Origin of the sequence: Azorhizophilus paspali, from assembly GCF_043587585.2 — a bacterium.
Lineage (GTDB): Bacteria > Pseudomonadota > Gammaproteobacteria > Pseudomonadales > Pseudomonadaceae > Azotobacter > Azotobacter paspali.
In genome coordinates this window covers 2679151-2702736 of sequence record NZ_CP171449.1, presented here as the reverse complement: position 1 = coordinate 2702736, position 23586 = coordinate 2679151, and the positions used below count along the sequence as shown (strand labels likewise).

Annotated in this window: 17 protein-coding genes, 1 tRNA gene and 1 pseudogene; 11 read left to right on the top strand and 8 right to left on the bottom strand. The window is 63.8% G+C overall.

All coding sequences use genetic code 11. The features are described 5' to 3' along the window. Positions 1–4: 4 nt before the first annotated feature. The gene (ccoO, locus tag ACGI6K_RS13130) at positions 5–613 is read right to left on the bottom strand and encodes a cytochrome-c oxidase, cbb3-type subunit II (RefSeq protein WP_012700616.1); all 609 of its coding nucleotides are present in this window, start codon (positions 611–613) and stop codon (positions 5–7) included. Then, positions 613–2052, bottom strand: a complete 1440-nt coding sequence (ccoN, locus tag ACGI6K_RS13125; RefSeq protein WP_376947000.1) for a cytochrome-c oxidase, cbb3-type subunit I — start codon at positions 2050–2052, stop codon at positions 613–615. Before ccoN ends, ccoO begins: the two co-directional genes overlap by 1 nt. A gap of 365 nt (positions 2053–2417) precedes the next feature. Between ccoN and ACGI6K_RS13120 the strand changes: the two genes are divergently transcribed. Together ACGI6K_RS13120 and ACGI6K_RS13115 are read left to right on the top strand one after the other, a co-directional pair. Next, positions 2418–3119 carry an alpha/beta family hydrolase gene (locus ACGI6K_RS13120; RefSeq protein ID WP_376946998.1) on the top strand — a complete coding sequence of 234 codons (702 nt, stop codon included), beginning with the start codon at positions 2418–2420 and terminating at the stop codon, positions 3117–3119. A 929-nt stretch (positions 3120–4048) separates the two neighbouring features. Then, positions 4049–4276, top strand: a complete 228-nt coding sequence (locus ACGI6K_RS13115) for a hypothetical protein (RefSeq protein ID WP_376946996.1) — start codon at positions 4049–4051, stop codon at positions 4274–4276. Here ACGI6K_RS13115 and acnA read toward each other — a convergent pair. Continuing rightward, positions 4273–6960 carry an aconitate hydratase AcnA gene (gene acnA / locus ACGI6K_RS13110; protein ID WP_376946994.1) on the bottom strand — a complete coding sequence of 896 codons (2688 nt, stop codon included), beginning with the start codon at positions 6958–6960 and terminating at the stop codon, positions 4273–4275. The two genes, ACGI6K_RS13115 and acnA, sit on opposite strands and share 4 nt — an antisense overlap. Before the next feature lie 177 nt (positions 6961–7137). Between acnA and rlmM the strand changes: the two genes are divergently transcribed. The 4 genes from rlmM (at position 7138) to ACGI6K_RS13090 (ending at position 9231) form a co-directional block, all read left to right on the top strand. Next, a complete protein-coding gene (rlmM, locus tag ACGI6K_RS13105) occupies positions 7138–8199 on the top strand; it encodes a 23S rRNA (cytidine(2498)-2'-O)-methyltransferase RlmM (protein ID WP_376946992.1) in 1062 nt (353 codons plus the stop codon). Positions 8200–8251: 52 nt separating this feature from the next. After that, positions 8252–8509, top strand: a complete 258-nt coding sequence (gene tusA / locus ACGI6K_RS13100; protein WP_376946990.1) for a sulfurtransferase TusA — start codon at positions 8252–8254, stop codon at positions 8507–8509. A 171-nt stretch (positions 8510–8680) separates the two neighbouring features. Continuing rightward, positions 8681–9013 (top strand): ComEA family DNA-binding protein, encoded by a 333-nt coding sequence (locus tag ACGI6K_RS13095; protein ID WP_376946988.1) that lies wholly within the window; start codon positions 8681–8683, stop codon positions 9011–9013. A gap of 142 nt (positions 9014–9155) precedes the next feature. Further along, positions 9156–9231: transfer RNA gene (locus ACGI6K_RS13090), tRNA-Asn, on the top strand. Between the two features lie 105 nt (positions 9232–9336). Here ACGI6K_RS13090 and ACGI6K_RS13085 read toward each other — a convergent pair. After that, positions 9337–10533: an amino acid aminotransferase gene (locus tag ACGI6K_RS13085; RefSeq protein WP_376946986.1), complete on the bottom strand. Its 1197-nt coding sequence runs from the start codon at positions 10531–10533 to the stop codon at positions 9337–9339. A 297-nt stretch (positions 10534–10830) separates the two neighbouring features. Between ACGI6K_RS13085 and uvrB the strand changes: the two genes are divergently transcribed. The 3 genes from uvrB to ACGI6K_RS13070 all read left to right on the top strand — a co-directional run bounded on the left by uvrB (position 10831) and on the right by ACGI6K_RS13070 (position 15817). Further along, the gene (gene uvrB, locus ACGI6K_RS13080; protein ID WP_376946984.1) at positions 10831–12840 is read left to right on the top strand and encodes an excinuclease ABC subunit UvrB; all 2010 of its coding nucleotides are present in this window, start codon (positions 10831–10833) and stop codon (positions 12838–12840) included. Positions 12841–12926: 86 nt separating this feature from the next. Then, complete coding sequence (gltX, locus tag ACGI6K_RS13075) at positions 12927–14408, top strand: glutamate--tRNA ligase (protein ID WP_376946982.1); 1482 nt, start codon at positions 12927–12929, stop codon at positions 14406–14408. A gap of 293 nt (positions 14409–14701) precedes the next feature. After that, complete coding sequence (locus ACGI6K_RS13070; RefSeq protein WP_376947032.1) at positions 14702–15817, top strand: mechanosensitive ion channel family protein; 1116 nt, start codon at positions 14702–14704, stop codon at positions 15815–15817. 72 nt (positions 15818–15889) lie between these two features. On the opposite strand, the gene ACGI6K_RS13065 is transcribed toward ACGI6K_RS13070, so the two are convergent. Both ACGI6K_RS13065 and ACGI6K_RS13060 read right to left on the bottom strand, forming a co-directional pair. Beyond that, positions 15890–16753, bottom strand: a complete 864-nt coding sequence (locus ACGI6K_RS13065) for an isocitrate lyase/PEP mutase family protein (protein WP_376946980.1) — start codon at positions 16751–16753, stop codon at positions 15890–15892. A 360-nt stretch (positions 16754–17113) separates the two neighbouring features. Then, complete coding sequence (locus ACGI6K_RS13060) at positions 17114–19120, bottom strand: alkaline phosphatase D family protein (protein WP_376946978.1); 2007 nt, start codon at positions 19118–19120, stop codon at positions 17114–17116. Positions 19121–19296: 176 nt separating this feature from the next. On the opposite strand from ACGI6K_RS13060, the gene ACGI6K_RS13055 reads away from it, so the two are divergent. Next, a complete protein-coding gene (locus tag ACGI6K_RS13055) occupies positions 19297–20202 on the top strand; it encodes a pseudouridine synthase (RefSeq protein ID WP_376946976.1) in 906 nt (301 codons plus the stop codon). Between the two features lie 32 nt (positions 20203–20234). Here ACGI6K_RS13055 and ACGI6K_RS13050 read toward each other — a convergent pair whose 3' ends face one another. Continuing rightward, a complete protein-coding gene (locus ACGI6K_RS13050) occupies positions 20235–20768 on the bottom strand; it encodes an Hsp20/alpha crystallin family protein (RefSeq protein ID WP_376946974.1) in 534 nt (177 codons plus the stop codon). Positions 20769–21051: 283 nt separating this feature from the next. On the opposite strand from ACGI6K_RS13050, the pseudogene ACGI6K_RS13045 reads away from it, so the two are divergent. Further along, positions 21052–22240, top strand: a pseudogene (locus ACGI6K_RS13045) (IS4 family transposase). 154 nt (positions 22241–22394) lie between these two features. Here the strand turns inward: ACGI6K_RS13045 and ACGI6K_RS13040 are convergent. Then, positions 22395–23525 (bottom strand): patatin-like phospholipase family protein, encoded by a 1131-nt coding sequence (locus ACGI6K_RS13040; protein WP_376942829.1) that lies wholly within the window; start codon positions 23523–23525, stop codon positions 22395–22397. Between the last annotated feature and the right edge of the window lie 61 nt (positions 23526–23586).

Genomic DNA, 23586 nt, shown 5'->3' with positions numbered 1-23586 from the left:
TGCGTTACCGTTTGGTTTTGATGGAGGTGCCGAGAATCTGGAGATAGGCCACCAGGGCATCCATTTCGGTCTTGCCCTTGACCGATGCCCGGGCACCGGCGATGTCTTCGTCGGAATAGGGCACGCCGAGGGTGCGCATGGCTTCCATCTTGTCGGCGGTCTTCTCGCCGGTCAGCTTGTTCTCTACCAGCCAGGGATAGGCGGGCATCTTCGATTCCGGCACCACGTTGCGCGGGTTGTAGAGGTGCGCGCGATGCCAGTCGTCGGAGTAGCGGCCACCTACGCGGGCCAGATCGGGACCGGTACGCTTGGAGCCCCAGAGGAACGGATGGTCCCAGACGCTCTCGCCGGCAACCGAGTAGTGACCATAACGTTCGGTTTCGGCGCGGAACGGGCGAACCATCTGCGAGTGACAACTGACGCAGCCCTCCTTGATATAGATATCGCGCCCTTCCAATTGCAGGGCGGTGTAAGGCTTCATGCCTTCTACCGGCTCGTTGACGACGTCCTGGAAAAACAGCGGAACGATCTGGGTCAGCCCACCGATGCTGACGGCGGCGACCATGAACAGACCCAGCAGGCCAATGTTCTTTTCGAGTGTTTCGTGCTTCATCAGTGGGCAACCTCGACGATTCGGGCGGCAGCTTCGTATTCAGTCGACTTGGCGACACGCACGGTACGCCAGGTGTTGTAGGCCATCAGCAACATGCCGACGACGAAGAAGGCACCACCGATCATCCGTACGATGAAGCCCGGATGGCTGGCCTCGAGTGCTTCGACGAAGGAGTACGTCAGGGTGCCGTCCTGGTTCACCGCGCGCCACATCAGGCCCTGGGTGATGCCGTTGACCCACATGGAGGCGATGTACAGCACGGTACCGATGGTCGCCAGCCAGAAGTGCGCGTTGATCAGGTTGACGCTGTACATTTGCTCGCGCCCGAAGACTTTCGGGATCAGGTGGTAAAGCGAGCCGATGGACACCATGGCGACCCAGCCGAGGGCCCCGGCATGGACGTGGCCGATGGTCCAGTCGGTGTAGTGGGACAGGGCGTTGACAGTCTTGATGGCCATCATCGGGCCTTCGAAGGTGGACATGCCGTAGAAGGCCAAGGAGACCACCAGGAAACGCAGGATTGGGTCGTTGCGCAGCTTATGCCAGGCGCCGGACAGGGTCATCATGCCGTTGATCATGCCGCCCCAACTTGGGGCCAGCAGAATGACCGACATCACCATGCCGAGCGATTGCGCCCAGTCCGGCAGCGCGGTGTAGTGCAAATGGTGCGGGCCGGCCCAGATGTAGAGAGTGATCAGGGCCCAGAAGTGGACGATGGAAAGACGATAGGAATAGACCGGACGCTCGGCCTGCTTGGGCACGAAGTAATACATCATGCCGAGGAAGCCGGTGGTCAGGAAGAAGCCTACGGCGTTGTGGCCGTACCACCACTGGACCATGGCATCGGTAGCGCCGGAATAGAGGGAATAGGACTTGAACCAGGAAACCGGAAGCTCCATGTTGTTGACGATATGCAACATGGCGGTGACGAGAATAAACGCTCCGTAGAACCAGTTGCCTACATAGATGTGCTTGGTCTTGCGCTTGATGACGGTGCCGAAGAAAACCACCGCATAGGTGACCCAGACCACGGCGATCAGGATATCGATCGGCCACTCGAGTTCGGCGTATTCCTTGCTGGTGGTCACGCCCAGCGGCAAGGTAATGATGGCCAGCACGATCACGGCCTGCCATCCCCAGAAAGTGAAAGTGGCCAGACTGTCGGAGATCAGACGCGTATGGCAAGTGCGTTGCACCACGTAGTACGAGGTGGCGAACAGGGCGCAGCCACCGAAAGCGAAAATTACCGCATTGGTATGCAGCGGTCGCAGGCGGCCGAAGCTGGTCCATGGCAGGTTCAGGTTCAGTTCCGGCCACACCAGCTGTGCGGCGATGAGGACCCCAAGTGCCATTCCGATGACCCCCCAGATCACCGTCATGATGGCGAACTGGCGGACCACCTTATAGTTATAAGCAGTCTGACTTAATGCTGTGCTCATGCTTAAGGTTTCCACGGTTAATGGAGGTTTTTGGAAATGAAAAAACAGCGGCGACCATGCTCGATGGGGAAAACCATGGCAATGCACGAGCCGTCGTGATCTGTGTTCAAAGAGGTCCAGTAAAAGATTCGACCCTGTTTACGGGCAGGCTTGGCCGAGATGCTCGCTCCGGGAAGGACAGGCCAATGCGGCACTGTCTCAAAACTATTTCAGAAAATTTAGGTAGCTGGGCTCCAATCAGAAGGTCGAGCGATCCATGGCGTGGTGCCAGGTCGCACTTCGAGGGGGCTCTGCCCCTCTGTGGCGGGCTACGTGTCATGTTCAAGCTTCACGAGAAAATTGGGCGTTGTTAAAGCGGGGAAAGGATGGTGAATGGGCAAAGTGTCTGTATTGACGTAGATCAATGCCCGCAAGACGCTAATGGGATGGGGCGGTGGCTGTGGAGTGGTCCGCCGCCCGCCGAGTCGCATGCCTGCCTGATTCTGGCGCACGGCGCCAGCGCTCCGATGGATAGCGGGTTCATGGCGGGCATAGCCGAGCGTCTCGCCGTTCGCGGGATTTCCGTAGTGCGTTTCGAGTTTCCCTACATGACGGAGCGGCGGTCGGGCGGTGGCAGGCGTCCTCCCGATCCGCAGGCGCGCTTGTTGGATTGTTGGCGTGAAGTGTACTCCCGGTTGCGCCGGGAGGTATCCGGGCCTTTGGCGATCGGCGGCAAGTCGATGGGCGGGCGTATGGCAAGCCTGCTGGCAGATGAGTTGCAAGCCTGGGCTCTCGTCTGTCTGGGTTACCCTTTTTACCCTGCAGGCAGGCCGGATAGGCCGAGAACGGCTCATCTAGCCGGACTCGGGACGCCGACCTTGATCATTCAGGGAGAACGTGACGCCCTGGGCAAACGGGACAGGGTGAGGGAATATTCCCTGTCGCCCGCGATACGCCTCCATTGGTTGGAAGCCGCTGACCATGACCTGAAGCCACTCAAGGCTTCAGGCTTCACCCAAGAGCGTCACCTCGATTCCGCTTCGGATATCGTTGCAGGCTTTCTGCAATCCGTCGGCGGGTTCGTCTGATATCTTTTTGCTACTGTTTTATATTGCCGATATCAGTGGCATATTGCTTCCTTGAGTCTCCAGTTTAAAGTGGCTATTTGCCATATCTGAAGACAAACTGGCTATCACTTTCAATTGGAGGTATCGTTCCGCTTGGGCGATTTGCTGTGCAAGGAGCTTTTCTCCGCGTGTCTGGCTCGGCTCGGTAAAGCCGGCGTGGACATAGTGGAGGAGATGATGTTGTTTGCTGGCATGTTGACGACCAATTGGTTCTAATCTGGCGGATACGAATTATCTTATATCCGCACGTCCATGCCTCGTATCATTTTGCCATGACGATTGTTGCCTGGCGAAACCGAGCGCCAAGCAGGCTTTTGGGATGCGGTGGATGGCTTTGCCGCGTGCGATCACGAGCTTACCGGGGAGCCAGGACGGACCCTCGGAATGACCGGCCTTTGACGGCAGCGAGGCGAAAAGGAAACGGATTGTATTGCAATCATGTTATGAGGGCAGGACGTTCGTTGCATGTATGCTTTGGAATAACAAATGGAATGGAGGCCATATTCCCACTCCTCGCTATATGAGACTCTTGTTCCAGCGCCAAGTTGCACGGGATTGCAAAAAAATATGAAAGTCGTGCCGTTGCCTGGGTCGCTTTTAGAGGTGGCGGAGTTGATCCGGGGCTGACGGACACTTTGTAAAGTACGTGTCCAGCATTGCGATTGTTTCTTGTGGGGGCATTGAGCAATGCTTTTTGCCCGCCGGAATAGCAGAACGGATTCGCTGTTGCCTGATTTAGTCGGGCGATATGCAAAACAATACGATGTTCAGGAGGCGCTATGGATTGGCATGCAATCCTCAGGAAGAAGAAGGTACGCTGTGTCGTGTGCGTTACGGGGCTGGCTTGCTGCTGGTTATTGTTCAATACGGTCGCGGCGGAAGGAGGGCGCATGGCCCTGAGCGAAAATCCCGTCAAGCACTTCAAGAGTGTCGGGTTCGTCAATATCGACCTGCTCGGTGCAGGTGCCGACCGGCAATGGGCGTCCTATCCGCAATGGGAAGGCGTGGCCTTTAGCGGGACGCATGGGCAACCGGTACAGGGCTTCTACCTGAGCGCTTTCGAAACGGAAGTGCAGCCGACTACCCCTCTGAAAGGGAGACCTGTCTGGCGCTTCTAGGTCGGTGATCCTGCGATCAGATGCCGCAGTACGTATTGCAGAATGCCGCCGGCTTTGAAGTATTCGATTTCGTTGGCCGTGTCGATGCGGCATAGCACCGGAAAGTCGATCCGCGATCCATCTCGGCGCTCGACTTCCACCGTGAGCGATTGGCGTGGTTTCAACCGGTTCCCGGACAGATCGCGGATGCTCAGTCTTTCCGTGCCGTCCAGGCCCAGACTCTGGCGTGTATGTCCGTCGCTGAACTGCAGCGCCAGTACGCCCATGCCAATCAGGTTGGAGCGGTGAATGCGCTCGAAACTCTCGGCGATCACCGCTTGCACACCGAGCAGCTTGGTACCCTTGGCTGCCCAGTCGCGGCTGGACCCGGTGCCGTATTCCTTGCCGGCGATCACCACCAGCGGTACGCCCTCGGCTTGGTAGCGCATAGCCGCATCGTAGATGGACAGTTTTTTCCCGCTCGGTTGGTGCAGGGTATTACCGCCTTCCTCGCCTCCCAGCAGTTCGTTTCTGATGCGGATGTTGGCGAAGGTGCCGCGCATCATGACTTCGTGGTTGCCGCGCCGCGAACCATAGGAATTGAAGTCTGCTGGCTGCACGCCGAGCTGCTGAAGGTAAAGCCCGGCCGGGGAGCTGGGCTTGATGCTGCCGGCCGGAGAGATGTGATCGGTGGTGATTGAGTCGCCGAACAACGCCAGGATGCGAGCGTTCTCGATATCTCGGGGAGACGCCGGGGGTTGGGCGATATCTTCGAAGAAAGGCGGATTGCGCACATAGGTGGATCGGGTATCCCAGTGATAGGTATCTCCGGTCCCGACCGGAATGGCCTGCCAGGCGGCATCGCCGCTGAATACATCGGCGTAGCGCCTGCGGAACATCTCGCTGTCGATCTGACCGACTGCCGCAGCGATTTCCTCGCTGCTCGGCCAGATGTCGCGCAGATGGACAGGCTGGCCCTGGGTATCGAAGCCGAGCGGCTCGCGGGCCAGATCGATGCGTGTGGTACCGGCGAGGGCAAAGGCCACCACCAGCGGCGGTGAGGCCAGCCAATTGGCCTTGACCTGCGGGTGCACACGGCCTTCGAAGTTGCGGTTGCCGGACAGCACCGAGGAAACGAGCAGATCGTTGTCGGTGATCGTTTGACCGATGGGCTCCGGCAAGGGGCCGGAATTGCCGATGCAGGTGGTACAGCCGTAGCCGACCAGGTTGAAGCCGAGTTGGTCGAGATAGGGCGTGAGACCGGCCTTTGCCAGATAGTCGGTGACCACCTTGGAGCCGGGCGCCAGCGAGCTTTTCACCCAGGGTTGACGCTTGAGACCGCGCTCAACGGCCTTCTTGGCGAGCAGCCCGGCGGCCATCAGTACGCTGGGGTTGGATGTGTTGGTGCAGGAAGTGATCGCGGCGATCACCACGTCCCCATGGTGCAAGTCGCAGGTACCGTCGTCGACCGGAAAGGCACGGTTGAGTTCGGCCTTGCGCCCGGCGAGGTCCAGCAGCAGGTCGAACTGGGCACCGATGTCTTCCAGGGCAACTCGGTCCTGGGGACGCTTGGGACCGGCCAGGGACGGACGGACCTCGCCCAGGTCTAGCGCCAGGGTGGTTGTGAAGGTGGGCTCTGGGGCCTCGGCGTCGTGCCATAGGCCTTGAGCCTTGCAGTAGGCTTCCACCAAGGCGATGCGCCGCTCGTCGCGACCGCTCAGGCGCAGATAATCGAGGGTCACCCGGTCGACCGGGAAGAAACCGCAGGTGGCGCCGTATTCCGGGGCCATGTTGGCGATGGTGGCCCGGTCGGCCAGTGGCAGGTTGGCCAGACCGGGACCATAGAATTCGACGAACCTGCCGACCACCCCTTGCTTGCGCAGGATCTGCGTGACGGTGAGCACCAGATCGGTGGCAGTCACGCCTTCATTCAACTGGCCGTTGAGACGGAAGCCGACCACCTCGGGGATCAGCATCGACACCGGCTGGCCGAGCATCGCCGCCTCCGCCTCGATTCCGCCGACACCCCAGCCGAGCACGCCGAGACCGTTGATCATGGTGGTGTGCGAGTCGGTACCGACCAGGGTGTCCGGGTAGACCCATAGCTCCCCGTCTTGCTCGCGGGTCCAGGCCACCTGGGCGAGGTATTCCAGATTGACTTGATGGCAGATGCCGGTACCCGGCGGCACCACGCGGAAATTGGCGAAGGCCTGTTGCCCCCAGCGCAGGAAGGCATAGCGCTCGCCGTTGCGCTCCATCTCCAGGGCGACGTTGTCGGCGAAAGCGCTCGGGTCGGCGAAGTGGTCGACCATCACCGAATGGTCGATCACCAGATCGACCGAGGACAGTGGATTGATCCGCTGCGGGTCGGCGCCGGCCCGGGCCACCGCGTCGCGCATGGCAGCCAGGTCGACCACTGCGGGCACCCCGGTGAAGTCCTGCATCAATACCCGCGCCGGGCGGAAGGCAATCTCCCGGGTGGAACCGCGCGTCTCGAGCCAGCCGGCCAGGGCGTCGAGGTCGTCGGCGCGCACGCTGACGCCGTCCTCCCAGCGCAGCAGGTTTTCCAGCAGTACCTTGAGCGAAATCGGCAGGCGATCGATATCGCCCAGGTGCTTCGCCGCCTCCGGCAGGCTGAAGTAGTGATAGGTCTGGCCATCTATATCGAGGCTACGGCGACAGTTCAGGCTATCCAGGGAGGGCATTGGGGTTCTCCGGGAGTGTTCGGCAGGACAGGCTTCTTGCTGGGCTAATGTTCCAAACTAGTTCCGCCGGGTGGGACTCGCCAGTCGAACGGATTGCCGGGAAGCTTCGCTGCCGCCGAATTGGCTATCATGCGCGGCCCTGAGGGCGATCGGATTTCTCGAGGAAAAATGCCGACCATGAACAGCCTGTTGTTGCATTGCCGTCCCGGTTTCGAAGGCGAAGTCTGCGCCGAGATCGGCGAGCACGCCGGACGCCTGAACGTGGCCGGCTATGCCAGGGCCAAGCCGAACAGCGCCCATGCCGAATTCGTCTGCAGCGAGCCGGGCGGCGCCGAGCGACTGATGCGCGAGCTGCGTTTCGCCGGGCTGGTCTTTCCCCGCCAGTGGGCGCGTGGCGCTTTCGTCGAGCTACCCGAGAGCGAGCGCATCGGCGTCCTGCTCGAGCACCTGGCCGCTTACCCGGTCTGCGGCAGCCTCTGGCTGGAGGTGCTCGATAGCAACGAGGGCAAGGAGCTGTCGACCTTCTGCCGCAAGTTCGAGGTGCCGCTGCGCAAGGCGCTGGGCAAGGCTGGCAGATTGCTGGACGATGCGCGCCGGCCGCGTCTATTGCTGACCTTCAGGAGCGGCCGCGAGGTTTTCCTCGGCCTGGCCGAGCCGGACAACTCGGCAGCCTGGCCGATGGGTATCCCGCGCCTGAAGTTTCCCCGCGAGGCGCCGAGCCGTTCGACCCTTAAGCTGGAGGAGGCCTGGCACCAGTTCATTCCACGCGAGGCCTGGGATCTGCGTCTCGCGCCGGGGATGAGCGCCGTGGACCTCGGCGCCGCGCCCGGTGGTTGGACCTGGCAACTGGTCAACCGCCATATGAAAGTGATTGCCGTGGATAACGGGCCGATGGCGCAGAGCCTGATGGATTCCGGACTGGTCGAGCACGTTCGTGCCGATGGTTTCGTCTTCCGCCCGCGCCGGCCGGTCGACTGGATGGTCTGCGACATCGTCGAGAAGCCCGCCCGCACGGCCGCCCTGATCGAGACCTGGCTCGGCGAGGGCCTCTGCCGTGAGGCGGTAGTCAATCTCAAGCTGCCGATGAAACAGCGCCATACCGAGGTGCGCCGTTTGCTCGAGCGCATCCGCGATGGCCTGAACGCACGGGGCGTCAAGGTATCCGTCGCCTGCCGCCAGCTCTACCACGATCGCGAAGAGGTGACCTGTCATCTGTGTCGGCTACCGGTCCCGGCGTGACCCGGACCGCTGCTTCGGCCACAATTTCCCCACCGGTTTTCTGGAGTTAGCCATGTCCCAGCCCGATCTCCTCAACCTGGCCGTCGACGCCGTTCTCGACGCCACAGACCTCAACTGCCCCGAGCCGGTGATGCTATTGCACAACAAGGTCCGTGACCTGGCGGCCGGCGGCCTGCTCAAGGTGATCGCCACCGATCCCTCGACCTGCCGCGACATCCCCAAGTTCTGCATCTTTCTCGGCCATGAGCTGCTCGGCCAGGGGGAGGAAAGCGGAACCTACCTGTACTGGATCCGCAAGAAGCTGGAATAGATGGTGTGCCGAGCGTGCCGGGCCGTCCACAAAAGTCCGGCGTCGATTCGCCGGTTCTGTGCAGTCGTTGCGGATTTCACGATCTGGCCGTTCGGTTTGCCCGAGGTGTCCGCTTATCGTGACGTCGCGTGGTCATGGAGCCCCGCGCCGAACGATACAAGGAGTGCACCTATGCGCAAGAACCCGTTTTTCACCCTCCTGTTGGCTCTGCTGGCCAGCGTTTCCGTCGCCGCCTCGGCTGCGGAGGCGCCCAAGACCGTGGCGGCCAAGCCCGCCGCGGTCCAGCCTGCCCAGCCGGTTGCCACGGTCAAGGTCGATCTCAATGCTGCCGATGCGGCAACACTCGAGCGCGATCTGCTGGGAATCGGCCCCGCCAAGGCCCAGGCCATCGTCGATTATCGTCAGGCCCACGGGCCTTTCGCATCGGTCGACGAACTGCTGGAGGTCAAGGGAATCGGTACTGCGATACTGGATAAGAACCGCGATCGCTTGAGCGTCAACTGATCCTGGTTTTGCAGTCGGGCCGGTCTTGCGACCGGCCTTTTCGTGAGCGGAACGGTCGGCTGCGATTCGTCTCCAGGAGCCTGCCGCCGGTTTTGGGAAGAGTTGACTTTTCTTTCACTATCAGTAGGATACGCACCGTCATTCCGCGATAGCTCAGTCGGTAGAGCAAGTGACTGTTAATCACTGGGTCCCTGGTTCGAGTCCAGGTCGCGGAGCCAGATCGAAGAAAGGCCTGATTGCGAGATCAGGCCTTTCTGCTTTTTCGCGTCGCCGTTCGCTCGCCCTGGCGGCTCTCGCCTGGAGAGCGCGCCGGACGTGCCGGATCAGAGTACCTGAGCGATGGCTTGGGTGACGCTGGCGATGTTGCGTTGGTTCAGAGCGGCGACGCAGATGCGGCCGCTGGCGACGGCGTAGATGCCGAACTCGGTGCGCAGTCGTTCCACTTGCGCGATGCTGAGACCGGAGTAGGAGAACATACCGCGCTGCCGGGCGACGAAGGAGAAGTCGCGCTTGGCGCCCTGGGCGGCCAGTTGCTCGACCATGGTCTGGCGCATGCTCTGGATGCGACCGCGCATCTCAGCCAGTTCGCTTTCCCACAGGGCGCGCAGTTCCAGACTGTTGAGCACGCTGGACACCACGCTGGCGCCGTGGGTCGGCGGGTTCGAATAGTTGGTGCGGATCACCCGCTTGATCTGCGACAGCACGCGAACCGCCTCGTCCTTCGAGGAGGCGACGATGGACAAGGCGCCGACCCGCTCGCCGTAGAGAGAAAAGGACTTGGAGAAGGAACTGGAGACGAAGAATTGCAGGTCCGAGCCGGCGAACAGGCGAACCGCCGCGGCATCTTCCTCGATGCCGTCGCCGAAGCCCTGATAGGCGATGTCGAGGAAGGGGACATGGCCGCGTTCGCGGATCGCCTCCAGCACCTGCTTCCAGTCATCGATGGACAGATCGACGCCGGTCGGGTTGTGGCAGCAGGCGTGCAGCAGCACGATGGAGCCGGCCGGCAGGGCCCGAATGTCTTCGAGCATGCCGGCGCGGTTCAGGCCATGGCCGGCGGCGTCGTAGTAGCGGTAGCTCTGCACGCGAAAGCCGGCGGACTCGAACAGGGCGCGGTGGTTCTCCCAGCTCGGGTCGCTGATGGCGACCACGGCATCCGGCAGCAGGCGCTTGAGGAAGTCGGCGCCGACCTTCAGCGCGCCGGTGCCGCCCAGCGCCTGAGCGGTGACCACACGGCCGTCGGCGAGCAGGGCGGAGTCGTCGCCGAACAGCAGCCTCTGCACCGCCTGGTCGTAGGCGCCGATGCCCTCGATCGGCAGGTAGCCACGCGGTGCATGGGCGGCGATGCGAGCCTTTTCGGCTTCCTCGACGGCGCGCAGCAGGGGAATTCGACCCTCTTCGTTGTAGTAGACGCCGACGCCGAGGTTGACCTTGGTCGGACGGATATCGGCATTGAATGCTTCGGTGAGGCCAAGGATCGGGTCACGCGGTGCCATTTCTACGGCAGAGAACAGGCTCATGGTCGAGGTGCTCGAAGAAAAAAGAAGAGAGTGGAAAGCCGGGCTACTGCTACCTCCACGCAGGCGAACGGGCCATCGACCGGAGGTGGGCGACGGTAGGCGCGGGGGCGTGCAGAATCGGGGCGTTAGTATAGCGGCCAGGCTTGCTGCCTGCGATATGCTGTTCCAGGCTTTTGTGTCAACCATATGTCGAAGATGGCCCCGCCGGCCGGCGCTCGAATACTCCCGTCAGGCGCATCCGGGCCACATGCAGTTTCCCGGCGAAATCGCCCGCCGGCCCCGTCGAGAGAGGTTCCCATGTCCGAATTCCAACTGGTGACCCGTTTCCAGCCCGCTGGCGACCAGCCCGATGCCATCGGCCAGATGGTCGAGGGGCTGGAGGCCGGCCTGTCGCACCAGACCCTGCTCGGGGTGACCGGCTCCGGCAAGACCTTCAGCATCGCCAACGTGATCGCCAGGGTACAGCGTCCGACCCTGGTGCTGGCGCCCAACAAGACCCTGGCGGCGCAGCTTTACGGCGAGTTCAAGAGCTTCTTTCCGCACAACGCGGTCGAATACTTCGTTTCCTACTACGACTACTACCAGCCGGAAGCCTATGTGCCGTCTTCCGACACGTATATCGAGAAGGACGCCTCGATCAACGACCACATCGAGCAGATGCGCCTGTCGGCGACCAAAGCGTTGATGGAGCGGCCGGACGCGATCATCGTCGCCACCGTGTCGTCGATCTACGGCCTGGGCGATCCGGCCAGCTACCTGAAGATGGTGCTGCACATCGACCGCGGCGACAGACTCGACCAGCGCGCCCTGCTGCGCCGCCTGGCCGACTTGCAGTACACCCGCAACGACCTGGACTTCGCCCGCGCCACTTTCCGCGTGCGCGGCGACGTGATCGACGTCTTCCCCGCCGAATCCGAGCTAGAGGCGATCCGCATCGAGCTGTTCGACGACGAGGTGGAGAGTCTGGCCGCCTTCGATCCCTTGACCGGCGAGGTGATCCGCAAACTGCCACGCTTCACTTTCTACCCCAAGAGCCACTACGTCACCCCGCGCGAGACGCTGCTGGAAGCGGTGGAGCAGATCAAGGCCGAACTCAAGGAGCGCCTGGAGCACCTGCGCGAACGCGGCAAGCTGGTGGAGGCGCAGCGCCTGGAACAGCGTACCCGCTTCGACCTGGAGATGATCCTCGAACTGGGCTACTGCAATGGCATCGAGAACTACTCCCGTTACCTCTCGGGGCGCGCGCCGGGGCTGCCACCGCCGACCCTCTACGACTACCTGCCGGACAACGCGCTGATGGTGATCGACGAATCCCACGTCACCGTCCCGCAGGTTGGCGCCATGTACAAGGGCGACCGCTCGCGCAAGGAGACCCTGGTGGAGTACGGCTTCCGCCTGCCCTCGGCACTGGACAACCGGCCGATGCGCTTCGACGAATGGGAGCGCATCGCCCCGCAGACCATCTTCGTCTCGGCGACCCCCGGCCCCTACGAGGCCGAGCATTCGGGGCGGGTGATCGAACAGGTGGTGCGGCCCACGGGACTGGTCGATCCCGAGCTGGAGGTGCGCCCGGCGCTGACCCAGGTGGACGACCTGCTCCCCGAGATCCGCAAGCGCGTCGCCGTCGAGGAGCGCGTGCTGGTCACCACCCTGACCAAGCGCATGGCCGAGGACCTCACCGATTACCTCGGCGACCACGACGTGCGGGTGCGTTACCTGCACTCGGACATCGACACCGTCGAGCGCGTGGAGATCATCCGCGACCTGCGCAGCGGTGCTTTCGACGTGCTGGTAGGCATCAACTTGCTGCGCGAGGGGCTGGATATGCCCGAAGTGTCGCTGGTGACGATTCTTGACGCGGACAAGGAAGGTTTTCTGCGCAGCGAACGCTCGCTGATCCAGACCATTGGCCGCGCCGCGCGCAACCTCAACGGCAAGGCGATCCTCTACGCCGACAGCATCACCGGCTCGATGCGGCGCGCCATCGACGAGACCGAGCGGCGCCGGGCTAAGCAGATCGCCTTCAACGAAACCCACGGCATCGTGCCCAAGGGCGTCAAGAAGGACATCCAGGACATCCTCGAAGGCGCCGTGGTGCCCGGTGCGCGCGGTCGTAGGCGGGTGGCCAGGGCGGCGGAGGAGAGCGGCCAGTACGCCGCCGAACTGCGCTCGCCGAGCGAGATCGACAAGCGCATCGGTCAGCTCGAGGAGAAGATGTACGCCTTGGCCCGCGATCTGGAGTTCGAGGCCGCGGCGCGGCTGCGCGACGAGATCCAGGCGCTGCGCGAGCGGCGGCTGCAGGTCTGATACGGACTTGCTGGAGCCGCCGGCTGCGCGCCTGCTAACATTCGCGCCCTTCATATTTTTGTCCGTCCCTCTGTCCGGGAGCCCGCATGACTACCGTCCGCACCCGCATCGCGCCGTCGCCCACCGGCGATCCGCACGTCGGCACCGCCTATATCGCCCTGTTCAACCTGTGCTTCGCCCGCCAGCACGGCGGTCAGTTCATCCTGCGCATCGAGGATACCGACCAGTTGCGCTCGACCCGCGAATCGGAGCAGCAGATCTATGACGCCCTGCGCTGGCTGGGCATCGAATGGGACGAGGGCCCGGACGTCGGCGGTCCGCACGGGCCTTACCGGCAGAGCGAGCGCGGCGAGATCTATAAAAAGTATTCGGACGAACTGGTCGCCAAGGGCCATGCCTTCCCCTGTTTCTGCAGCGCCGAGCGACTCGACGAGGTGCGCGCGCGGCAGATGGCCAACAAGGAAACCCCGCGCTACGACGGCCACTGCATGCACGTCGCCGTGGAGGAGGCGCAGCGCCGCATCGCCGCTGGCGAGTCCCACGTGGTGCGCATGAAGGTGCCGAGCGAAGGCGTCTGCACGGTGCCGGACCTGCTGCGCGGCGACGTGGAGATTCCCTGGGACCGCATGGACATGCAGGTGCTGATGAAGGCCGACGGCCTGCCCACCTACTTCCTCGCCAACGTGGTCGACGACCACCTGATGGGCATCACCCACGTGCTGCGCGGCGAGGAGTGGCTGCCCTCGGCGCCCAAGCTGATCAAGCTCTACGAGTACTTCGGCTGGGAGCAGCCCAAGTTGGTGTACATGCCGCTGTTGCGCAATCCGGACAAGAGCAAGCTGTCCAAGCGCAAGAACCCCACCTCGATCACCTTCTACCAACGTATGGGCTTTTTACCCGAGGCGATGCTCAACTACCTGGGTCGCATGGGCTGGTCGATGCCCGACGAGCGCGAGAAGTTCACCCTGGCGGAAATGATCGAGCACTTCGACATCCAGCGCGTCTCCCTCGGCGGGCCGATCTTCGACATGGAGAAGCTTTCCTGGCTGAACGGCCAGTGGCTGCGCGAATTGCCGGTCGAGGCATTCGCCGCCGAGGTTGGCAAGTGGGCATTCAATCCCGAATACCTGATGAAGATCGCCCCGCACGTGCAGAGCCGGGTGGAAATCTTCAGCCAGATCGCCCCGCTGGCCAGCTTCTTCTTCGCCGGCGGCGTACCGCTGGACGCCCGCTTGTTCGAGCACAAGAAACTCTCGCCCGAACAGGTCCGCCAATTGCTGCAACTGATTCTCTGGAAGCTGGAAGCTTTGCGCCAGTGGAACAAGGACAACATCACCGCGATCATCCAGAAGACCAGCGAGCACCTCGGCTACAAGCTGCGCGATGCCATGCCGCTGATCTTCCCGGCGATCACCGGCCAGGCCAGTTCGGTGTCGGTGCTGGATGCCATGGAAATCCTCGGCGCCGACCTGACCCGCTTCCGTCTGCGCCAGGCCATCGAGCTGCTCGGCGGCGTTTCGAAGAAGGAAAACAAGGAATGGGAGAAGCTGCTGGCCGAGATTCCCTGATCGTCCCCGCCTGAGCGAGGTGGCGGGTCGAACCGGCCCGTGTACCTTGGGCTATGTGCTCCGGGCTGCGTGCCCGAGCTGCACGCCCGGAGCTATGCGCCCCGGTCTTTCCAGCAGGGGAGGCCGTTCCCGCCTCGATGCTCGTCCAGGCTGCCGGGAGCGTGCCCGGCAGCCGCAAGGGGGAACTTCCGGGATCAGTGGTCACCGAAAAAAGAACGGAGCTTTTTTCCTATCTGATCGCCTTGCTCGGAGGATTCCACGCCATGAATTGGACGGAGCTAGATTGGCAAGAGCTGGACTGGCAAACCCTGCTGAACGAAAGTCTCTGGACGAATCTCGCCCTGCTGCTGGCCGTGACCCTGGCCAGCTACTGGCTGCTGCGCGGCATCCTCGGCATCGTCGGCCGCAGGATGCGGACGCTGGCGGCGCGGGGGCGGTTCTACGGTTTCATCGCGGAAATGCTCGCGCATACCAGCCACCTGCTGGTCTTCGCCTTCTCGCTGCTCATCGGCCTGAAGGTGGTGGAACTGTCGCCGCGCTGGGAAGACATGTTGTCCCATGGCTGGTTCATTGCCCTGGCTTTCCAACTGGCGCTGTGGCTCGACACCGGCATCCGCCTGTGGATGGACAGCCTGGCGCACAACGGCAGGGTGCGCAATCCGGTGACCACGGCGATCATCGGCATCATCTTCCGTGTCCTGATCTGGGCGATGATGCTGTTGTCGATCTTCGCCAATCTCGGGGTGAACATCACCGCCATGGTCGCCAGTCTGGGGATCGGCGGCATCGCTATCGCCCTAGCGGTGCAGACGGTGCTCGGCGATATTTTCGCCTCGCTGTCGATCGGCATGGACAAGCCCTTCGAGGTCGGCGATTTCGTGGCCTTCGGCGATGTGGCCGGGACCATCGAGCACATCGGTATGAAAACCACCCGCATCCGCAGCCTGAGCGGCGAGCAGATCGTTTGCGCCAACTCCGACATGCTGACCAGGACCCTGCACAACTACAAGCGCATGGACACTCGGAGGATCCAGTTCAAGTTCGGCATCGCCTACAACACGCCGGTGGAGAAGGTACGCGAGGTCGCGGCGCTGGTCCGGCGGATCATCCAGGGGATCGAGGGTACCCGTTTCGACCGTGCGCATTTTTTGTCCTTCGATGAAAGCCAACTGACCTTCGACGTGGTCTACATCGTGCTCAGCGCGGACTACAACCGTTACATGGACATCCAGCAGGAGATCAACCTGGGTCTGCTGCAGGGCCTGCGCGAGATGCAGGTGCGGTTCGCCTTTCCCACGCGCAGCATCGAGTTCGTCGGGGGCGTCCTGCCGCAGGTCACCGTGGGCGGACCGCCCTCGGGCAAGCCTGCCGCCAACAACGGTGTCGTCCAGCGGGACGGGAGAGGATAGCGGCAATGAGGCCATGGAGGGGGGCCAGCCCGTGGCACCCTGGTGGCGTCACGAGACAGGCCCGGCGGAGGGTCACTCCTGAACGTTCATGAACTCGCGGGCGAAGACGTGATACTCGTTCAGGGTCGAGTACTTGGTGCAGAGTTCCTTGGCGCTCAGGTCGGACGGGCTGATGCCGCGCTGTTCGCGCAGGCGGTCGTAGGTGGCCTTGATCGCGGAGAAGTAGGCGGCATGCCCGTTCACCACGATGCGCACGCCGTTCTCGGCCAGGCGGCTCATGTCCTTCAGTTTGGGATTCCCGTAGGTGATCAGCATCAGCGGCGCGTCCAGATGCGGGGCGATGGCCTCCAGATGCTCGAAGTCCCGGATGCCGATCATGCAGATGCCGTCCGCGCCGGCGGCCTGGTAGGCCTTGGCCCGTCCGATGGTCTCCTCGACGCTGAGCTGTTCGGCGTTGGTGCGGGCGATGATGCTCAACTGCGGATCGAGGCGTGCCGCCAGGGCGGCGCGGATCTTGCCCACGGCCTCGTCCAGGGGGATCAGGTCGGTGGTCTTGTGCCCGTACTTGGGCGGCAGCAGGGTATCTTCGAGGGTCAGCGCGGCGACGCCGGCGCGTTCCAGTTCGGCCACGGTGCGCATGGCGTTGATCGCGTTGCCATAGCCATGGTCGGCGTCGGCGATGATCGGCAGGCAGGCGACGCGGCCGATGCGGGTGGCCTGCTCGACGAACTCGCTGAGGGTGATCAGCGCGTAGTCCGGGGCGGCGAGCACCTGCAGGGCGGCAACCGAGCCGCCGAGGATGCCGACCTCGAACTTCAGATCGCCGGCGATGCGCGCCGACATCGGGTCGAACACCGAGGCGGCGTCGTAGCAGGTGTTGGACTCCAGCAAAGCTCGGAACTGTCGTCGCAAATCATGCTGAGAAGCGATGGTCATAGAAAAACTCCTGAAAGGCGGTATGGGGTAGTCGTTTTTTTGAATGGCTCCGGTCTCCCCCTGGCGGTCAGCCGGGGTGCCTGGCCTTTTTGGTTTTATGGTGCAGCGGATACACAAGGGACCATCCGGATCACTGTTTCCGGGTGGCCAAAGGCATGCCGTGCCGTAGCCAACGTGCCTAATTATTGTTCTTGCTGCCAGGCGGATTTGCTCCGCTCGGGCAGGTTTGCCCGGCTCCTGCGCTGTATCGACGCAGGGCCGAGGCGTTTGGCTAAAGTACAGCTTGTTCCTCTTCAAGACGAGCCTTTTTGGACGTTCCGCTGGCTTTCTGCCTGCCCTCTCGCCGTGCGTGCGCTTTGCTCACTCCGCCTTGCCGCGACGCAGCCGGGCGTTTTTGACGATGCCATCCTTGGCCTGGCCGGACGCCCGCTTCAGTTCCGCCGAGCGGACGAAGCGGATAGGCGCCGAGCCGTCGGCATTGTGCTGGAGGATGCTGCGGGGACGGCCCAGGACGTCGAGCAGTAGCTGGCCGATGCCGGAGCCGTTCCACAGGCGCTCGCCGCGCCGACCGCGATGGGGAATGCGCGGCACCACCTCCATCCGGCGCCGCTTGGTCAGCCAGTTGAGCGGCGACCAGGGTGTGTAGAGCCAGCGATTGAGCCGGTCGAAACAGGTGAGCAGGCTGGCGGGAAATTCGTTCTTGATGCCGCTGCTGGTGATCTGCCAGATCTGCGGTCCGCCGCTGCGGTGACGGATGCGCACGTCGTAGGCGAAAGAATAATGCACATCGCCGGAGAGGATCACGTAATTGGCGGGGGTGCGCGAATGGCGGAAGATGTTGAGGATCACTTTCGCCGAGCCGCGATGGGCCATCCAGTTCTCCGCGTCGACCAGCAGCGGGTGGCCGGCCAGGGTGAACAGGCGCTGGACGGCCTCGATCAGCTTGACTCCAAAGATCGGCGCCGGCGAGACGATCACCGCGGCCTGTTCGTCGAGCAGTTCCTGCTGCAGTTCGCTGAGGGCTTCCCAATCCATCAGTCCGGATGGGCGGCTCGGGTGGCTCTCGCTGCGCCAGCGGCGAGTGCGGGTGTCCAGCACGATCAGGGGCGGCGTGGTCGGTAGCCGGTAGTGCCAGCTCTGGAATTTCAGCAACTCGTCGATCAGTTCGTCCTGGGCCGCGTCGTCGAGGCGATCGTCGGCGTCCGCGGTCAGCGCCTCGATCCGTTGCAGTATCTCGCCGAACGCATCCGGGTCGTTGCCCCAGCCCTGGCACAAGACATAGGCGATCAGCGCATTGCCGATGATGCGCCGGGAAAAGGGGTGGCCGTAGGCGGTTTCTTCCCAGCGCGCGGACAGGTTCCAGTCGTCAGTGACATCGTGGTCGTCGAAGATCATCAGGCACGGCAGATGCGCCAGGGCACGGGCGGCCTGCGGCAATTGGGCGAGGAAGCCGTCGAGACAGGCCTGTTCCGTGGCGTAGCGCTCGGCGAGGTCGGCATCCAGCGCCGGTCGCGCGGGGCGGATCAGCGTCCAGGGCAGCGGCGACCAGACCAGCAGGTACATCGCCAGCACCTCGGCGAGGGTGACCAGGTGGTTGTGGGCGTTGGCGCTAGTGAACACCGGTTTTTCCACGCCGCCGAAGAAGCGTTCGCGTAGGGCCTCGCTGGACTTGAAGGCGGGCAGCAGGTCCTCGCGCCGGTAATAGGTCAGGGGATGGGCGTAGAGCGCGTCGCTGTCGGTGACCAGGGCACCTTCGAGCTGTTCGCCGTAGAGGCCGAGGCGACGGATCAACGCATGGATGGCCGCCAGCATCGGGCCGGCGACATCGTCGGCGTAGATCTGGTCGCCGCTCAGCATCAGCAGCGCTGGCCGCGCCTGCGGCCGCTCGCGCAGGCCGGCGAGCAGGCTGTCGACCTTGGCCAGGCCGTCCGCGCCGGGGAAGTGCGGTTTGCGGCAGGAGCCGTGCAGCAGGTTGTCGAGATGCGACTTGAGCAGGAATTCCGGCCGCCTGGCACCCTCGTACAGAAGATGCGGCGCCCAGTCGGCGATGCCGCTCCGGCGGCCGTCCTCTTCCAGCAGCAGGTCGTATTCGATCGGGGTGTCCGTGGGCAGCGGCGTGTCCAGCGGCACGTCTATCAGATGCAGCCAGGCGTGGGTGCCGACGCGCAGGCGGCGGCAGAGGGGCGCGTCGAGCGCGACGAGGTGCTGCTGCGAGCCGGCGCAGGCCAGTTGCAGCGACAACTGTAGAGGCCGCGAACCGACCAGCCAAAGGATCAGGCGCTCCGGGCTCAGCCGGCGTAGCAGCGGGCCGGCGAGCACTGGGGGCAGGGCGGAAGTCGCGGATGGGGGCGGAAGGTCTGTCGGCATGTCCGGAATGTCGATCGGGCGGCCCGGAGCGCTCCTTCGCTCGCGGGCGTGCGGTTCATGGTCGATGCCGCACCGGGGCGCAGGCGGCGGGGCCAAGTATTATGGCACTCGTAGGGCCTTTGACGGCAGACCTTCGCTGGGGCCTAATGCGCTTTCGTCGCTGGAGTCCTTTCGCCATGTCCGATGCTTTTGCCGCCAGCCTCCGCCCTAGCGTCCTGCATCTGCCGCGCGGCGACTGGCGCACCGTGCTCGATTGCCTCTGCGCGCACTTTCCGGCGATCGGCCGAGAAATCTGGCTGGAACGCATGCGCCGCGGCCGGGTGCTGGACGGCGAGGGGAACGTCCTGGGGCCTGAGTATCCCTACCGCGAGGCGTTGCGCGTCCACTACTTCCGCGAGGTGGCGGCGGAAACGCCGATTCCCTTCGCCGAAGCGGTGCTGCACGCGGACGACCATTTGGTGGTGGCGGACAAGCCGCATTTCTTGCCGGTCGCCCCGGTCGGCGAGTACGTCGAGCAGACCCTGCTGGCGCGCCTGGTGCGCCGCCTCGGTAATCCCGACCTGGTGCCGTTGCACCGCATCGACCGGCTCACCGCCGGGCTGGTGTTGTTCTCCTGCAATCGGGCGAGTCGCGGGCGCTATCAGGCGCTGTTCCGCGAACGGCGAATCCGCAAGGTTTACGCGGCCATCGCCCCGGCGTTGCCGGGGTTGAGCTTCCCGCTGCTGCGCCGGAGCCGGCTGGTCAAGGGCGAACCTTTCTTCCTGATGCGCGAGGCCGAGGGCGAGCCGAACAGCGAGACCCGCGTCGAACCGGGCGAGCGCAGGGGGGCGCTGTGGCGTTACGTGCTGCATCCGGTCACCGGCAAGACCCACCAGTTGCGCGTGCACATGGCCGCGCTGGGCGCGGGGATCTGCAACGATCCGCTCTATCCGCGCCTGCTGGAGCGTTCCCGGCGGGAGATCGACGATTATTGCCGGCCGCTGCAGTTGCTGGCGCAGAGCCTGAACTTCGTCGATCCGCTGAGCGGGCGGGAACGGTGCTTCGACAGCTGCCTCGCGCTGGATTTCGATGCCTGCCGCTGACGCCCGACCGGCGCGGGCGGGGAACCGATCGCTCAATCGGCCTTGATCGGGATGCTCTTCTCGGCACCGAGCGTTTCGGCCTTCTTCGGCAGGCTCAAGGTCAGCACGCCCTTATCGAAGCGCGCCTCGATGCGTCCGGCATCGACTTCCGGAGGCAGGGCGAAACTGCGCTGGAAGGAGCCGTAGTAGCGTTCGGCGACGTAGGCGTTCTTCTTCCGGGCCTCGTATTCTTCCTTCTTCTCTCCCCGGATGGTCAGGCAGCCGCTGGACAATTTGACCTCGATGTCCCGCTCGTGCATGCCGGGCAGTTCGGCGGAGATCTCGTAGGCCGTGCCCTTGTCGTTGATGTCCACCGCCGGTATGCCCTGGCCGGACGGTTCCCGCGACCATCGCGGCTCGCTGTCGAACGGGCCGTGGCCGAAGGGGTTACGCAGTGCCTTGCGGCCGAGGTCGGAGAACAGGTGATCGACCTGTCGGCGCAGTCGATCCAGCGGGTGCCAATGTTCCAGAGGATGCCTGGCATCCCGGGGGCTGCCCGTGGAGTTTTGTTTATCGATGTCGATCATTTCCAATCCCTCCCGATGGCGATTGTCCGCAGCGGACAGGTCAAAGCTTAGGCCAGTCTTCCTGAGGCGCTTGCGGTGGACGCCGGGAGCACTTGTCCCGGCGCATCGTTACAGGGGCTGCTCCATGGGGCCGATCGGCAGTCTAAAGGCGAAAAGCGGTGTTCGTCCGGAGCCTGAGTCATCCCCAGAAACTTTCCAAGAAAATCAATTGAGTAGGGCTTGAAGAGGCCTGCATGGACGGGCACGTTGGTTGTCGCCAAACAAAAACAGCGTCCCCAGCCCCATGCAGACCGTCCAATTCTTGCACGCCGCCTTCGCCAAGGCACTCCCCACGATCCATGCCCGCCGTCTCGAAGCCCTGATGGCCGCGGTGGCCGCCTTGCTGCAGGGCCGCTGCCTGACCCTGACCGTACTGGGGCGTTCCCTGCCTGGCCCGGCCTGGCCCAGGCATGCCATCAAGCGAGTCGACCGCCTGCTTGGCAACCGACAGGCCGAGCGAGAGTTGTTCTACTGGGCCATGCTCCGCGCCCTGCTGGGCTCGCTCAGGCATCCCCTGATCCTGGTGGACTGGTCGCCGATCGATGCCGCCGGCAAGCTGTTCCTGCTGCGCGCCGCGATCCCACTGGCCGGACGCTCGCTACCGGTGTGCGAAGTCGTCCATCCGCGCGAGGGCTGCCCGCGTTGCCAGAAACGCCTGCTCGAGGCGCTCGCGGCGATGCTGCCAGCCGGCTGCACGCCCATCCTGGTCATCGATGCCGGTTTCCGGCGGCCATGGTTCCAGGCCGTCGAAGCCATGGGCTGGCATTACCTCGGCCGTGTGCGCAATCGCGACCTGTGCCGATTCGGCGAGCAGCCCTGGCAGCCGGTGAAAAGCCTGTACGCCCTGGCCTCGGGCATCGCCGAAACGGCTCGGCTGCCTCGAAATGACGCGCTCGGCGCCCTGGTCCACCCCACTCTACGCGGTAAAGCATGCGCCACGGGGGCGCAAGCACCGGCGCATCACCGGAACCGTGGCCCGGGATAAACGCAGCCGGCAAAACGCACAGCGCGAAAGCGAGCCCTGGCTGCTGGCCAGCAACCTGCCCGAGGCGCAGTGGAATGCCGCGCGGGTCGCAGCGATCTACAAGCGGCGCATGCAGGTCGAGGAAGGCTTTCGCGACCTGAAGAGCCATCGGCTGGGGTTTGGCCTGGAGCTGCATCGAAGCCGCTGCCCGCGGCGCATCGAGATCCTGCTGCTGATTGCCGTGCTGGCCAGCTACGCACTGTACCTGCTGGGCCTGCAGGCGCGAGAGGCGGGGCACGAGCGGCGATTCCAGAGCAACAGTCTCAAGTGCAAACGCGTGCTGTCGCTGTGGCGGTTGGGGCTGGAGTATGCACGCACTCATGCGGGAGACACTTCCCGGGGTAGACTGCGGGAGCTGGAGCTGGCCCTGCGGCGGGAGGTCCACCGGCAAGCCCAGAAGCTCGGGTGATTTTGTGGGGATCACTCAGGTCCGGAACGGTCGCCGATCGATAGTCTGTCTTCGGATGCTCGAAAGAGATCGAGCGGGAGGCCCAGCCCCGTGGCCGGCTCCCGAAGAACCTGGGGGCGGACCCCGGAGGTAGATAGGGGCTCGCCGCCTGAGCTCAGGTCATATCCGCGTCGGGGAGTTCCCTGGCCTCGCCACCGCTGAAGGTTAGTACGATGAACTCTCCCGGCGCGGCGCGCCGGCTGCCCAGGGCCTGCAGAGCCTGCGCCATATCGGCACGGCCGCTTTCCCAGCGCTCGGTCAGTACGGGGCGGGAGAAGTCGAGCGCCCGCAATTCGGCATCGTGGAGCACCCTGGTATGGGCAAGCAGGAGCAGCGTGGTGGCACCGCCGAGTTTTTCGCCCTCCGCCAGCGCCGGTGTCAGGGCCGGGTCGGTGCGCAGTTCGGCTGGCAGTCGCTCGCCGAGCAGGCGCAATTGGCGGCGCAACGCGTGGACTTGGCGCAGGTTCTTCAACGCCTTCCACGTCTGGGAGGAAAGCAGCAGTTCGAGTTGCCGGTCGATGGCCTGTCCGACGGTATGCAGCCCGTCGTTTTCCCGGCACAGCAGGTCCAGCGCGATGCACAAACGGTCCTCCGCGACATGCTCCTCCAGCGCGGCCTCGAGGGGTAGGTTCGAGGTCATGGCGCCGTCGACCAGCAGGCGACCATCGATCTCGACCGGTGGAAAGAAGGGCGGGAAGCCGCAGCTCGCCAACAAGTGGTCGACCCCGATCGGCCCCTCGGCCGTGTCGAAGCGCACCTCCTCGCCGCTGTGGGCGTCCACGGTGACGACGATCATCCGGGTTTCCCCGCTGTTTAGCCGGCCGAAGTCGACGACTTTCTTCAGGCGTTCACGCAAGGGACCAAGGTCATAGAGGCTGCTGTCCATGGGCATGCCCGGCAGCATCGACAGGGCGCCCGGAAAGCGCGGATGGTAGATGTTCGCGTTGCCGAGCAGAGCCGATGGCATGATGCGCGCTCGCCCGCTGTCGAAAGCCGTCGACCAGTAGGCCGGCCCGAGGAGCCAGGCCGCGGTGTCCTGCGCGACCATCGCCCAGAAACGGCGCAGGCAGTCCATCTGCTTTTCCGGAGGATTGCCGGCAATGAGCGCGGCATTGATCGCGCCGGTGGAAACGGCGACAAACCGCGCAGGCTGCAAACCCCGCTCATGCAGCGTTTCGTAGGCGCCGGCCTCGTAGGCGCCGAGCGCGTTTCCTCCGGACAGGATGAGCGTTGTCCGATCGTTCATAGCGACCTCCTTGGCGCGATCTCTCCGGCCTCGGCCGGGGCATTCGGAACGAAAAGGCGAT